This window comes from Francisella-like endosymbiont (assembly GCF_003069505.1).
Classification (GTDB): domain Bacteria; phylum Pseudomonadota; class Gammaproteobacteria; order Francisellales; family Francisellaceae; genus Francisella.
This window is the reverse complement of record NZ_QAPC01000001.1, coordinates 592,644-606,810: the sequence shown is the minus strand read 5'-3', so window position 1 is coordinate 606,810 and position 14,167 is coordinate 592,644. Positions and strand designations below refer to the sequence as shown.

Genomic DNA, 14,167 nt, shown 5'->3' with positions numbered 1-14,167 from the left:
ATTTAACTGCATAATCAGCACCTTGTATTTGCCTTATTTGCCAGCAACCTTTATAACTTTTAATAACACACTGCGCAAAGATACTACCTAATTTTTCCTTCTAAAACTAGGTAATATAAAATTCTGTTTGAAATGTATATAAGCCTTGCTGGTTAGTCATTTTAGCGGCTATTATCTTGATACTGTTTATCTTGCTTAGCCTTGCTAATAATTATTGCTACTATCGTGCCTAGTACAGATAATGCTAAAACAAAAAAAATATTTTTATAATAAAAAATACCAACCCTTGCATAACTTATTAACCTTTATTTATCTCAGCGATTTTTGCTTTCCAAAGTTTAGGACCCTGCTTATGAGCGGAAACTCCAAGAGAGTCAACAGCAACTGTTACTGGCATACCTCAACTTCAAATTCATAAATTGCTTCCATACCAAGATCCGCAAAAGCAACAACCTCAGCTTTTTTGATAGACTTAGATATCAGATAAGCAGCACCACCTACACCCATGAAGTAGATAGCTTTATTTTTCTTGATTGAGTCAATAGTTGCCTGCCCTCACTCTGACTTACCTATCATCCCCATAATACCAGCTTTCTCAAGCATAAAAGGAGTGAATTTATCCATGCGTGTAGCAGTAGTTGGAACCAGCTGGACCAACAACCTCATCACCAACTGGATCTACAGGACCAACATAGTAGATAAACCTATCTTTTAAGCCTACAGGGAATTCCTCTCCAGCGTTATACATATCTTGTAAACGCTTATGTGCAGCATCACGACCAGTTAAGATCTTACCGCTAATCAAAACATTATCTCCTGACCTTAATGCTTCAATTTCTTCTCTAGTAACTGTATCAAGATTTATTCTCTTAACATCATCATTTTGTGTTTGTTTAATTACTGGCCAGTCTTCTATCTTAGGGGCTGGTAAATCAACAGCGCCAGAACCATCTAAAACAAAATGAACATGACGAGTAGCCGCACAGCTTGGAATCAAAGCAACCGGTTTACATGCGGCATGTGTTGGATATTCTTTAATCTTAACATCTAAAACAATTGTTAAACCACCTAGACCTTGAGCTCCTATACCAAGAGCATTAACACGATTATAAATATCTAGTCTTAATTGCTCTGTTTCGTTTTGTGGACCATTTTTGATAATATCTTGGATGTTAATCTCTTCACTAAGAGATTCTTTAGCCAAAAGCATTGCCTTTTCTGCAGTGCCACCAATACCAATTCCAATGATTCCAGGCGGACACCAACCAGCACCCATAGTGGGAAATATTTCTTCAATCCAATCAATGATGCTATCACTAGGATTTAGTACCTTAAATTTAGATTTAAATTCAGAACCACCACCTTTTGCAGCAATATCAACCTCAATTTTATCGCCATGGACTAAATCAATATATACGATTGCTGGAGTATTATCTTTGGTATTTTTTCTAGCTCCATGGGCAGGAAAAACCATCGATGCTCTTAAGGGATTATATGGATCATTGTAGCCTCGACTCACACCTTCATTAACAAGTTCAGTAATTGTTCTATCAGTTTTATCAAGTTTAGCATTCATACCAACCTTGACAAAAGCACATACCATCCCAGTATCTTGACAGATTGGACGCTTACCGATTGCTGACATCCTTGAGTTTATTAGAATTTGCGCCATAGCATCTTTTGCTGGTTTTGACTCTTCACGTTGGTATGCTTCATACATAGCATCAATAAAATCTTTTGGATGATAATAAGATATATATTGTAATGCTTCTGCAACACTATTTATTAGGTCTTCTGTCTTGATAAAAACCATTTACTAAAATCCTCTTGTTTTTAAAATTAATTCTCATTACCTATTATAACAGTAATAGTATAATTTTTAAGCTAGTTTATCTTTCAGCATAAGCCAATAAAGTTATGGCTATTCTGGTTTGATAAAAGATCTAGTTAAGCTTATTACATTGTATGTAATAACAATCATCAATAACCATTGCAACTGATTAACAGAAAGCATCGTCACAATATTAAAGCCTATAAAAACCACAATCACACCAAAGCAATTAACTATCAGAACTTTTCGAATAGGTACAGTGTTATTGATCAAAAAAGCAAAAGTTGTCACCGGCTGCTGTATTGCCCCAGCAGCTGTCATGATCGGAAAAGCTACTACAGGAGACATTCCAAGTAAAAAAAGTATTGCTTGAACTAGAGCAAATAAACCAACACCAAAGCAAACTAGAAAACCAGCGACAAACATGCCAATAAACCCTAATATAAGTTTATAACCATTTAACTTAACTAAGAAACCACCTATAGGTAAAATCTCTAAGAGCTTACCTACTAATAAAAGAATCATCAAAATAAACGCAACAATTATTACTAATCTAATTGTTGCTGTATGAATTTTTGATGCAAAGATTCCTCCAATAAAACCACCTATTGTCGCACCTATAACTAAGACCACTAAGGTTATAAAATCGACATGTAATGCACCAAGAAAAAACACTGCCTCTATAGTTCCTGGAATAAACTTGGGCACCATTAACAAAACCAGGAAGCTCGTTATCTTTAACCAACTTTAAGGTTTTTGCAATAGTAATATTTATTGCAAAGCTGCCAACACCGATAGTATCCACTGTAAAAGATATAACCCCAGTAAAAGCTAGAGCTAGCTTTTGTGAGAGCTTTTGTAGTGGATATTGATCATGACCTGAAGCCAACTTATATAGCATATAAAATGAGCACAATGCCGCTAGCAAGACAATCAAGAATATTATTAATAGGTACATTTATGCAAAACTTAATCAAAGTGATAATAAAGCGTTGATATTAAGTATTTTAAGAAATAATTAACAACAAAAGCTAGACAATATTTAGCAAAAACACATATATCAGACTACAAATATACAAAAATACAAAAGTAACTATTATCGCATTTATGATTAACTCCTTAGTTGTATTGAGTTTATTTTTTTCTAAAACTAGAATTATACAATATTTTAGCTACTACAAGAGTAACTAACAAGGCTATAAGTTCGACACTATACTTAGTAAAATCATTTTTAAACTTCCACATAATTTACTCTTTTATCAAACCAGCGTTTAATTAGTTTACCAACTAGCTCTGGATAATCTTTCTCTATCAAATTAGCAAGTGCTAGAACTTTATCATAATTATCATAATACTCATTAATATCAAAAGTTTTAAAGGTTGATATTCCTGACTGTTCCTTACCAAGGACATCACCAGCACCACGAATTTCTAGGTCTTTTTCCGCTAAGTAAAAACCATCTTGAGATTCTCTTACTAATGACAATCTCTTTTTGCCAACCTCGCTAATTCTATCACTATAAAGCAGAATACAATAGCTTTCTTTAGTTCCTCTACCAACTCGCCCGCGAAGCTGGTGAAGTTGTGATATACCAAGCCTTTCAGCATTATCTATTATCATAATAGTTGCATTTGGCACATCAACGCCAACCTCTATAACGGTTGTTGCTACAAGTACTGCGTATTTTTTAGCCTTAAATGCAGCCATTTCCTCGATTTTATCTTTAGATTTCATGCTACCATAAATAAGACCAACATTTTCTTTACCCAAAGCTTCAAGTAATTCTTGATATAAGGTTTTGACATCTTGCAAAAAGTCCATACTCTCAGACTCTTCAACTAATGGACACACCCAATATACCTGCTCGCCGCGTGATACTGCTTGTTTAACCTTTTCGATTAAGTTCTGTTTTTTAGCTCTATTTAACACAGTTGTAACTATTGGTTTACGCTTAGGTGGTAACTCATCTAAAATAGATAGTTTGAGATTACCATATAAAGTCATTGCTAAAGTTCTCGGAATAGGTGTTGCTGAGATTATTAATTGATGTGGTGTTAGATTTCTAGCAGCTGATGATGACTTATTTATTAGTGCTAAACGCTGCTCAACACCAAATCTATGCTGTTCATCTACAACTACTAAACCTAGGTTGGAATATTCCACTCGCTCTTGAAAAATCGCATGAGTACCAACAACCACACAATCTTTTTTATGCTTGATTTTCCCTAAACTTTCGCAAGTTTGTTTTGCTGATAATTTACCTAATAATGGGACGACTTTTACATCAAAATTAGCTAGATACTGAGAGAGAAAACTATAATGTTGCTCAGCTAAAATTTCAGTAGGCGCCATTATAGCAACCTGATAACCAGATTTAACTGCAGCATATGCTGCCATAGTTGCAATAATAGTCTTACCAGCTCCGACATCACCTTGTAAAAGTCTATTCATCGATTTAGGTTGTTTAATATCATCAAGAATTTCTTTGATTGCTCTCTGCTGAGCACTAGTTAGTTGATATGGTAACTTTTTATAAAATTCGTTTTGCTGTATTTTCGTTAAATATAGTTGTGGCGCTTGCGCTTTTATGGTGTTTTTGCAAATATTTTGCTCAGCCAGTTTATAAGCAAGCATCTCTTCAAATTTAATAGAAAATCTCGCTGTGTTTAAGTGTTTCTCATCAACATAATTTGTCAAAGCGTGGACATAATACAAGGCATCATAAAAACTGATTAAATTAAATCTACGCAACATCTGTGCGGGGATAATATTTTTAACCTTATTGTCTTGCAATATTTTCAAAATCATCCTAGAAATCAATCTATCAGGAATCTTTTTAAGGTGATAAACGGCTGAAAATCCCTGTTTTAAAGCACATTCACCGTCTTTGACAACGGCCCATTCCGGATGAACCATTTGTGGATTCAAAGATAGTTCAACCTTACCATAACAGCGTACATACTTAGACTTCTCAAGTATCATTACCTGATTAGTGTAAAATTTAAACAATATTACACTACAAAAACCTGTATTATCGCTGACATTAAAACGCAAAAATTTTTTACCAATTTTCTTATATGTAACATTAGTAACTCGTCCTTCGATCAAACTTTTCTTACCGGCAACAAGACAATTAATAGGTGTTATAACACGGGTATCTTTATAGTCTTTTGGGAAAAAAGTTAATAGATCATTTGGATTATGTAAATTATATTTAGACAGTGCCTTAACAGTTGCCTTACCGACCCCACTAAAATCAACAAACCTCATAAGATTATTTAACAACAAATAAACTAGTTAAAATTTTAGCATTTTAGTGCTTAAATACATAATTGAATTGCCAAATCAAACATTTATTGTTAAATTCTAAGTTATCAATACTTTAATTTATGATCTAAGTTATGAAAAAACAATTTGTTGCAATTTCAATAATAGCGGCAATTTTATTACTCAGCGCATGCGGTCAGACCGGCGATTTATATCTTCCTAAAGAAACAAACCTCAAATCCGAATCAACCCTTGCAAAATCTGATTCTAGTACAATGAAACAAAATCAACAAAGTAGTTCTGCTTCAGTAAATGATAACTATAATGATTCTACAACCGAGGTTGATAATGATCCAACACCTCCTGTACTCAATAATAAATCAAGCCCTAGTGAACTATTCGAAGGAGATAATAACTTCAGCTATAACAACAATATTCAGAACTCTCAAAATGCTGGACGAACACCAACTCTATAGTTACAAATCATATTATCTAGGACAAAACAACAAAACTTATTTATATTACTGGTTTACTTTTAAACCAAAAAATAATAAAATCGCTAAGGTATTGTATAAAAATAATAAAATTTGCCCAGGGAGGGTTTCTAAATGTCTAAGGTTTGTATAGTTACAGGTAAAAGACCTGTTGCTGGAAATAGTGTTTCACATGCGCAAAACAAAACAAAAAGAAGATTCTTACCAAATCTTCACACACATAGATTTTGGGTAGAAAGTGAAAACAGATACATAAAGCTAAGAGCTAGCTCTAAAGGTATGAGAATCATCGACAAGAAGGGTATTGAAACTGTTCTTAGCGATCTTAGAGCTAGAGGTCATAAAATTTAATAAATTTTTATAAGGAAATTACCATGAGAGAAAAAATCAAATTAGTTTCTTCTGCGAAAACAGGACATTTCTATACTACTACAAAAAACAAAAGAGAAATGCCTAACAAAATGGAAATCAAAAAATATGATCCAGTAGTTCGCAAGCATGTAATGTATAAAGAAGCTAAAATAAAATAATTGAGATAACCTTCTTAATTCTTAAGGCCTTACATATGAAGCAAGCTTTTCATTTCAAAGGTGGTAGTTATACTATCAGTGCGATTAACATTAATGTAACTGAATTTACTCAGGTTGAGAGTTTATTGAATTCAAAAATTTCTCAATCTAAATCATTTTTTCATAATACCCCTTTTGCTATTGATATTCGTGATATCGATCAAAATGAGAAGTGCTCAGTTAACTTTTTAGAAAAAGTAATTGCCACCTTTAAAGCTAACGGAATGATTCCTATAGGATTTGTTGTTGACAACAAAGAACTAAAAACAAAATTAGCTAAAGCTGGCCATAATATTTTTAAAAATGGTAAATCTAAAGAGACTAGTGTCGACGAGGACAAAAATTTCACTGCTGCTAAAATTGTTACTACCCCAGTACGTACTGGTCAATCTATAAATGCACGTGACTGTGATGTTATTGTTACTGCAAACGTTAATAATGGCGCTGAAATTATTGCTGATGGCAGCATTATTGTGTATGGTAGAATCGGGGGCAGGGTAATTGCTGGTAGTTCTGGCAACAAAGATGCTAAAATAATTTGTAAGGACCTAAGGGCAGAACTAGTATCAATAGCAGGTAAGTATGTCACACTAAATAATGAGAGCATACCTGTAGAAAATACTAACACTGATGGATATATAGTCTATCTACAAGACGATAAGATACATATAGAAGGTTTTTAAATTTTTAAAGAAATTTAAATGAAAGGGGTTAGGTTAAAATGATTGAAAAAAAACAAGGCAAGGTATTTGTAGTTACTTCTGGTAAAGGTGGTGTTGGTAAAACTACTTCAAGTGCTGCTGTTGCATATGCTTTTGCTAAAAAAGGTCTTAAAACAGTTGTTATTGACTTTGATGTTGGTTTAAGAAACCTCGATCTTATAATGGGGTGTGAAAGAAGAGTTGTCTATGATTTGATAAATGTTGTCAGAGAAGAAGCAACTATCAACCAAGCTATTATCAAAGATAAAAGAATCGATGATTTATACATTATTCCAGCATCACAGACTAGGGATAAAGATGCTCTAACTGAAGAAGGTGTTGATAGACTCGTTGAAGAATTAAGAAACTCTTTTGATATTATTTTATGCGATTCTCCAGCAGGTATTGAGAAAGGATCACTAATGGCTATGAGATGTGCAGATGCTGCAATTATAGTCACCAATCCTGAAGTGTCATCTGTTAGAGACTCTGATAGAATACTAGGTATGCTTTCTAGCAAAACTCTTAAAGCTCAAAGAGAAGGTGAATTTAAAGAAATTCATCTACTTCTCAATAGATATGATGCAGCTAGAGCAAGAGCTGGCGCAATGCTTAAAGCTGAAGATGTTAGTGAAATACTATATACACCTATCGTTGGTATTATTCCAGAGTCTAAAGACATCTTAGAGGCTTCAAATAGTGGTCACCCAATCACACATTTCAATGATTCTATTGCCGCTAAAGCATATTTTGATGCTGTAGACAGAATGCTTGGTAAAGATATACCAATGAGATATACTGAACAAAAAACTAGTTTCTTTAAAAAATTGATAGGTAAATCATAATATGCTAGCTAAACTTTTTGGATTAGGTAAAAAACAACAGAGTGCTTTAGTAGCTAAAGAAAGGCTACAGATCATCGTTGCTCACCAAAGAAATGAGTTACATCCAAGATCTTCTAAGATAAGTAGCCACTTACTTGCGGAACTAAAAGATGAAATCATCGAAGTTGTCAAAAAATATGTTGCTTTATCTGAAGAAAATATTAGAGATATTGATCTAAAAGTCGAAGATAATAGCAAAAATTCAACCATAGAAGTTAATATTCCTTTTAACTAATACTATTTTTAATAATGTGTAATATTAGCTTCAAAAATGTCTCTTTTTATAGAGATAGCCACTGTATTTATGACGATATTACTTTTACAATTCCTGCTAACAAAATAACTACAATACTAGGACCTTCTGGTGCTGGTAAGACTACCATATTGCAACTCATAGCTGGACTAATTAAACCAGCATCAGGTAAAATCTATATTGATGATGCAACTATTGAGAAAAAAACTAAAGAAACCCAACTAGAAAAACTACGCCGCAGAATGGGCTTTCTTTTTCAGTCAGGTGCCCTTTTTACTCATTTGAGTGTTTATGACAATATAGCTTTTCCATTACGTAAAAATACTAATCTTGATGAAAAACTGATAAGAAATATTGTACTACTCAAGCTTCAAGCTGTCAGATTAGCACATACAATCAATATGATGCCAAGCGAGCTTTCTGGTGGTATGGCGCGTAGAATAGCTCTTGCAAGATCGATTGCAATGGATCCTGATATTATGATGTATGATGAACCTTTTACAGGGCAAGATCCAGCATCATTTAATAAATTACTAGAATTAATATCTACCTTAAATGAATCTTTAAATGTGACTTCGTTAATAGTTTCGCATGATATCCAAGAGTCTTTGAGCATATCTGATCACATTATTATAGTAGGCAATAGAAAAATTATAACTAGCGACTCACCGCAAAATATAAAAAACAGTAAAGATCAACAGATACAAAATTTTTTAGCTGGTAAACCGTTAGATCATAATCATGATAATCATAATGATTTAGAAGAAAATTTTTTTAAAAAAGAGATTTTAGGGAGATAGTTTGTGACAATATTCAGCAAAGTATATATTCTTACGCTCTCTTTCATATATAGCTTAGTAAAATCTCTTAGCTTAATAATTAGAATACTTATTAGTAAATTAATTATTAGAGATTGTATTATTCAAATAAAGGCTGTTGGAGTTAACTCAATTATTATTATAGTTACATCTGGTGTTTTCATAGGATTAGTTTTAAGCTTACAGGGCTATTATACCCTATCAAAATTTGGAGCCCATTCGTTATTAGGAGTGATGGTTGCACTTAGTGTGCTTAGAGAACTTGGACCAGTAGTTACAGCGATGCTTTTTGCTGGACGAGCGTGTAGCTCAATAACTTCAGAAATTGGACTAATGAAGGCTACCGACCAAATCAATAGCCTCAAGGTTATGAATGTTAATCCAATTAGCTTTATATTATCTACAAGGTTTTGGGCATGTATGATAAGTGGTCCAATCTTAGCACTTATCTTTGCAACTGTTGCTATACTTGCAGGTTTAATACTTGCAGAGACAGCTTTAGGAATTAGCTATGGAGAGTTTTGGAGCAATATCCAATCGTCAGTTACAGCTTCAGATATATCTAATGGAATTATAAAAAGCGTTGTATTTGCTTCTATAACTGCATGGATAGCTTTATACCAAGGTTATTATTGTATACCAGACTCAAACGGCATAGCTAAAGCTACTACAAAAACCGTTGTTTATTGCTGTATGAGTGTTTTGGGTGCAGATCTTATTTTAACATTGATTATGTTTGGAGGCGTTTGATGAGGAACAAATATTTTGAGACCTCAGTAGGAATTTTTATAATAATAGGTGTGCTGTGTCTATTATTTTTAACATTCAAAGTCAGTGGTACATCATTTAAGGCGTTTAATATACCGGAATATACTATTACAGCAGAATTTAAAAATGTAGGCTCATTACGTACAAATGCTTCTGTAAAAATAGCTGGTGTAGAGATTGGTAGAGTAACTAAAATCACACTTGAAAAGAGCTATAATGGTTTTATGGCTGCTGTGACTATGACAATAAATAGTGACAAAAAAATCCCTGTTAATTACTCTGCATCAATTGCTATGTCAGGAATCTTAGGTGATAACTATGTTGTCTTAAGCCCCCCTAGTGAAGATATAATGGTTATAGCTGGTATAGCTGATTCTACTAGCTCCTCACAGCAAGGTAAATATCTACATCAAGGATGTGTAATACCATTAGAAAATACTGAATCAGCAATTGATTTAGGATCTTTAATTAATACTTTTGTTGCAGGTAAAGATGATGATAAAAACAAAGAATAATAACAACCGCTTTAAAATATATTTTTTTGTATTAAAATCTAAGGTTATAAATTAACTTTGAGAGCTTCCGGTTATGCTACGTAAAATTTTGGTTTTTTTATCTTTAATAATATTAACAATTTCAAGTGTTTGGGCAATAGAAAACCCTGTTAATATGCTTAACAGAACTATTGTAAAAACCCAAAACAAACTTATAAAAAATGCCGATGAATATAAACAAGATCCGTACAAGCTACTGAGCCTTGTTAATCGCAAAATCATTCCAGTAGTTGCGCCTAGTGTAATTGCCCAGCTTGTTGTTGGAACTCCAAAATGGAAAAAAGCAACACCTGAGGAACAAAAACAGTTCATACGTTCAGCTACAGAGATGTTGGCATTCATGTATGCTAAAAATGTTGCAAGTGCTAGTAAATATAAACTTACATTATTCCCTTTTAATAACAATGATACAAGCTGGGAGAGCAAGCCAATTGTTATTGTAAATGGTAAAATTACAAACATAGATAATAATCAAAGTTCAGATTTTGCTGTAAAAATGTTCCAAAAAGATGGTAAATGGTATGTCTATGACTTTGATGTAGCTGGTGTTAGTATCCTAAGAACATATCAACAACAATTCGCACCATATCCAAATGTTGTTGAAATGACAAAAGCTACTGAAAAAGTCACAATTAAGATTAAAGAAAAAACATATCCTAAACTTTTAGACAAAAACTATAATCTTCAAAATATACAATGATAACTGTAGATAATAATAAATGGACTATAGAAACAGAATTAACATTAAAAACCGTTGCTGATATATATAGACATTTTAGAAAAAACCTAAAAAAATTAGATAAAACTTGGATTATCAATTTTGCTAAATGTGATAGGATTGATAGCGCAGGCCTATCACTTATAATTGAATATATAAAATATGCTCAAAAAAATAATATACAAATCATATTTAAAAATATTGACCAAAAGACACTTTCTTTAGCAAAGGTACATGGTGCTAAAACTATTTTAGAAGAATATATTAATTAAATATATCAGGAGAAAAAATGACAAAGGAACAACTTAAGGATATCTTAGAGAATTCTCTAAAAAACTGTACAGTAGATGTTCAAAGCGATGATAATGTACACTTCTCAGCAACTATAATTGCCAAAGAGTTTAATGATATACCTAGTAAAGTTAAAAGACAACAATTAGTCTATTCAAAAATAAATGAGTATATCCTTTCTGGTGAGCTACATGCTATAGCAATGAAAACTATAGCTACTAATGAAGTTAAATAAGTTTTTTATTTTTTCTTCCTTATTTTCTATCCCTGATTTTTATAGAGCTAAAATACCACTAATATAAACTAAAGATATGCTATACAAATTTTACTTAGTATGTAAAAATTTTTTCGAATATCAATAAATCAAAAACTAACCCTGCTCCGCTAAAGTTTGAACTGCTGATGCTGGTGAGTCTGCATCACCTGGAAGGTTTGCTTTGGCATCTCTGACTTCTATTTTTAGCTTAGTAGCTTCACTTTGTGTTGTATCATCATTATCAACATTAGCTAAATCAAGAGCTGTACTATTATTTGGGTAGTCTTGATCAAAGGCTTCTTCAACTTGTGAAGCTTTGTTAATCGTGCTAATACTACTCTTGAATATAACTGGAGGTTCTGAAGATTTGAACTTAGTACCACCTGTAGTAGTAGCAATTTGTGCATTGACATTATCACTATCTAATCCTAGCACACCTAATACTGCTTGGTCAGTCTGAATAGTTGCATTAGCTTTGTTTAACTGTTGTTTTAGTACTTTAGCCACACCATAATCGTAGTTTTGTAAATAAGCATTTCTCATCGCTATATAAGGATCTATAGAGACTTCTTTAAGATTTGAATATGATGGTAAATAAGATACTCCTTGGTTAACATAATATACACCTGTTGTACCAACACTGACCCCCCAAGCTATCGCAGGAGCGACAGGAGCAAAGAAAAATATATAAGTTAACGGGTTAAATAAAGTATCAACCCCTGTAGTAATATCCTCTAATGTACCTGGACCAATAAGAGGCCACACTACATAAGGTGATACTTCATTATCATGATATACACCCCATTTATGTAATGTAACAGCAAAGCTTTGATGATATCTCATCGGTTTATTAAACCAACTACAAGCAACATCAAAATAACCTGCTATACCTAAAGTAGTATTTGTCAAGAATCTAAAACTATCATCACCAGCATAATCCCATTCACCTTGTAACATATCATTTACGACTCTAGCAGGTTCAGCTAAGTTTTGGAATATATTGAATATTCCACTCTTGAAAGAGTCCGGAACAACTTTATCGTACACATTAGCAGCAGGAGTCAAAATCTCATAAGCCTTATCATTAAAAGCATACATTGACCTATTATAACTCTCAAAAGGATCACGATTATCAGTAGTAGTTTTCCAACTCGAGCAACTACTTAAAGTCGCGCTTAATATTGATAATAGCAAAGCAGACTTAGCACTTAGTTTCATCAAAATTATCTCTTATTTAGGTTGGCAAAAAAATACAAGAATTATTATAGTAAATTAGCGTATAAAACTCTAATAAAAATTTTCTTAGTAGTTTATCTTTGATATTATTTAGGGAATAATTATTAAATAACTCTCAAAATTATATGAGCAACATAGATAGTAATGAAGTTGATAAATTCTCTCGTTTAGCTAGTAGTTGGTGGAATCTTAATGGTGAATTAAAAACTCTACATCAAGTTAATCCACTAAGGTTAGAATTTATCAAGAAATTTACCAATCTTAATAATAAAAAAATTATCGATATTGGTTGTGGTGGTGGTATACTTAGTGAGTCACTCACAAAAAATAGCAACGATGTTTATGGTTTGGATGCCTCTTCACAAGCTATAAGTATAGCCAAGGAGCACGCTAAGCAGAATAAGCTCAAAATTAACTACATAAATTCAACTGTAGAAGATTTTGTCATACAAGGCAATTTAGACTTTGACATTGTAACTTGCATGGAGATGTTGGAGCATGTTCCAGACCCAGAGAGTATCATCGCTTCGATCGCAAAGCTAATAAAAAAAGATGGTTTATTTTTTGCCTCTACTTTAAATAGAAACCTTAAATCATATCTGTTATCAATCGTTGCTGCTGAGCATATTCTAAAAATGGTACCTCAAGGTACACATCACTATAACAAATTTATCAAACCTTATGAACTAATAAAAACAGCAGAAAAATATGGTTTTACAACACTAAAGATAATAGGTGTGCATTACAACCCACTTACAAATAATTTCAAACTTGGTAGTGGCGTTGATGTTAACTATATTATAGCTTTTAGAAAGGTATAAAGATGCGATACAACTATTTTAACTATCCTAATGAAAAGCTCCCTCCGTACGGTTTTGTAATCTACTTTGCGTACCGCAAGTTAGCTACTGGTAAACAGCAGATAATTTATTTACTCGGACCAGGTTAAATCACAAATAATTTCATGTATTGAACTTTATAACAACCTTGAAGTAGATAATGAGAAAATGAATTGGTGGTTAAAGTAAGTAAATAAACTCAATAATAAAAATAATATATCTTTCTCCACAGCTAAAAAATTAGTAGAAGTCTTTGACCAAAAAATTCTTTAAGCCTTTCTATTGATAACAGTAGTGCTACACAAAGAGACTTCAACTCTCAAGGCTTTATACCTGAATGATTTTGCAGCAGTTGATAATAGCAAAATATAACAAATAAATGCTAATAATGAAATAGTTAGACATATTTTCTGTATGCCTAAGTATTTTTATGATCAAATCTACTTTGATCATAAAATCTCACCAACTATTTCTATAGTAAAGTTTTCAAAGACATAATTACTCAGTGGCTAGCGCTTGATAAAAAAACTTAAACCATTAGAAAAAGTTAATAAAATCCATCATAAAATGGTGACAAAATATCTCAAGAATATCGATAATCCTTTTAGGGAAGCTCTCGAATTTTCTCCTTTGAATTTACTTTTTTACTCAATATGAAAAACTATACTTTTTGATATTCTTTTTTAG

At 32.5% G+C, this 14,167-nt stretch carries 16 protein-coding genes and 2 pseudogenes; 14 read left to right on the top strand and 4 right to left on the bottom strand.

The features are described 5' to 3' along the window. Window positions 1-298: 298 nt before the first annotated feature. The 3 genes and pseudogenes from C9379_RS03445 to C9379_RS03435 all read right to left on the bottom strand — a co-directional run bounded on the left by C9379_RS03445 (window position 299) and on the right by C9379_RS03435 (window position 5,102). Window positions 299-1,813 (bottom strand): annotated as a pseudogene (locus C9379_RS03445) (fumarate hydratase). A gap of 108 nt (window positions 1,814-1,921) precedes the next feature. After that, window positions 1,922-2,542, bottom strand: coding sequence for a V-type ATP synthase subunit I (locus C9379_RS03440; protein ID WP_143384920.1), 621 nt, complete (start codon window positions 2,540-2,542; stop codon window positions 1,922-1,924). A 520-nt stretch (window positions 2,543-3,062) separates the two neighbouring features. Next, window positions 3,063-5,102, bottom strand: coding sequence for an ATP-dependent DNA helicase RecG (locus tag C9379_RS03435; protein ID WP_143384993.1), 2,040 nt, complete (start codon window positions 5,100-5,102; stop codon window positions 3,063-3,065). Between the two features lie 131 nt (window positions 5,103-5,233). On the opposite strand from C9379_RS03435, the gene lptM reads away from it, so the two are divergent. From lptM to C9379_RS03375, 12 genes are all read left to right on the top strand, one after another. Then, window positions 5,234-5,575, top strand: a complete 342-nt coding sequence (lptM, locus tag C9379_RS03430) for an LPS translocon maturation chaperone LptM (protein WP_143384919.1) — start codon at window positions 5,234-5,236, stop codon at window positions 5,573-5,575. Between the two features lie 132 nt (window positions 5,576-5,707). Then, window positions 5,708-5,944, top strand: coding sequence for a 50S ribosomal protein L28 (gene rpmB / locus C9379_RS03425; protein ID WP_143384918.1), 237 nt, complete (start codon window positions 5,708-5,710; stop codon window positions 5,942-5,944). Between the two features lie 23 nt (window positions 5,945-5,967). After that, window positions 5,968-6,123, top strand: coding sequence for a 50S ribosomal protein L33 (gene rpmG, locus C9379_RS03420; protein ID WP_143384917.1), 156 nt, complete (start codon window positions 5,968-5,970; stop codon window positions 6,121-6,123). A gap of 35 nt (window positions 6,124-6,158) precedes the next feature. Continuing rightward, the gene (gene minC, locus C9379_RS03415; RefSeq protein ID WP_143384916.1) at window positions 6,159-6,845 is read left to right on the top strand and encodes a septum site-determining protein MinC; all 687 of its coding nucleotides are present in this window, start codon (window positions 6,159-6,161) and stop codon (window positions 6,843-6,845) included. 38 nt (window positions 6,846-6,883) lie between these two features. Beyond that, window positions 6,884-7,708: a septum site-determining protein MinD gene (gene minD / locus C9379_RS03410; RefSeq protein WP_143384915.1), complete on the top strand. Its 825-nt coding sequence runs from the start codon at window positions 6,884-6,886 to the stop codon at window positions 7,706-7,708. 1 nt (window position 7,709) lies between these two features. Next, complete coding sequence (gene minE, locus C9379_RS03405) at window positions 7,710-7,982, top strand: cell division topological specificity factor MinE (RefSeq protein WP_143384914.1); 273 nt, start codon at window positions 7,710-7,712, stop codon at window positions 7,980-7,982. 14 nt (window positions 7,983-7,996) lie between these two features. Then, window positions 7,997-8,800, top strand: a complete 804-nt coding sequence (locus C9379_RS03400; RefSeq protein ID WP_143384913.1) for an ABC transporter ATP-binding protein — start codon at window positions 7,997-7,999, stop codon at window positions 8,798-8,800. Between the two features lie 3 nt (window positions 8,801-8,803). Then, complete coding sequence (locus C9379_RS03395) at window positions 8,804-9,568, top strand: MlaE family lipid ABC transporter permease subunit (RefSeq protein WP_143384912.1); 765 nt, start codon at window positions 8,804-8,806, stop codon at window positions 9,566-9,568. After that, entirely contained in the window at window positions 9,568-10,101 is a 534-nt protein-coding gene (gene mlaD, locus C9379_RS03390; RefSeq protein WP_143384911.1) for an outer membrane lipid asymmetry maintenance protein MlaD, read from the top strand. Before C9379_RS03395 ends, mlaD begins: the two co-directional genes overlap by 1 nt. A 73-nt stretch (window positions 10,102-10,174) precedes the next feature. Continuing rightward, window positions 10,175-10,840 carry an MlaC/ttg2D family ABC transporter substrate-binding protein gene (locus C9379_RS03385; RefSeq protein WP_143384910.1) on the top strand — a complete coding sequence of 222 codons (666 nt, stop codon included), beginning with the start codon at window positions 10,175-10,177 and terminating at the stop codon, window positions 10,838-10,840. Continuing rightward, window positions 10,837-11,130, top strand: coding sequence for an STAS domain-containing protein (locus tag C9379_RS03380; RefSeq protein WP_143384909.1), 294 nt, complete (start codon window positions 10,837-10,839; stop codon window positions 11,128-11,130). The genes C9379_RS03385 and C9379_RS03380 overlap by 4 nt, the downstream gene beginning before the upstream one ends. 17 nt (window positions 11,131-11,147) lie before the next feature. Then, a complete protein-coding gene (locus C9379_RS03375) occupies window positions 11,148-11,384 on the top strand; it encodes a BolA/IbaG family iron-sulfur metabolism protein (RefSeq protein ID WP_143384908.1) in 237 nt (78 codons plus the stop codon). A 135-nt stretch (window positions 11,385-11,519) separates the two neighbouring features. On the opposite strand, the gene C9379_RS03370 is transcribed toward C9379_RS03375, so the two are convergent. Further along, window positions 11,520-12,623, bottom strand: coding sequence for an MlaA family lipoprotein (locus C9379_RS03370; RefSeq protein WP_143384992.1), 1,104 nt, complete (start codon window positions 12,621-12,623; stop codon window positions 11,520-11,522). A 143-nt stretch (window positions 12,624-12,766) separates the two neighbouring features. Between C9379_RS03370 and ubiG the strand changes: the two genes are divergently transcribed. Beyond that, window positions 12,767-13,462, top strand: a complete 696-nt coding sequence (gene ubiG, locus C9379_RS03365; RefSeq protein WP_143384907.1) for a bifunctional 2-polyprenyl-6-hydroxyphenol methylase/3-demethylubiquinol 3-O-methyltransferase UbiG — start codon at window positions 12,767-12,769, stop codon at window positions 13,460-13,462. Between the two features lie 2 nt (window positions 13,463-13,464). Beyond that, a pseudogene (locus C9379_RS03360) lies at window positions 13,465-14,137 on the top strand (hypothetical protein). Window positions 14,138-14,167: the final 30 nt, after the last annotated feature.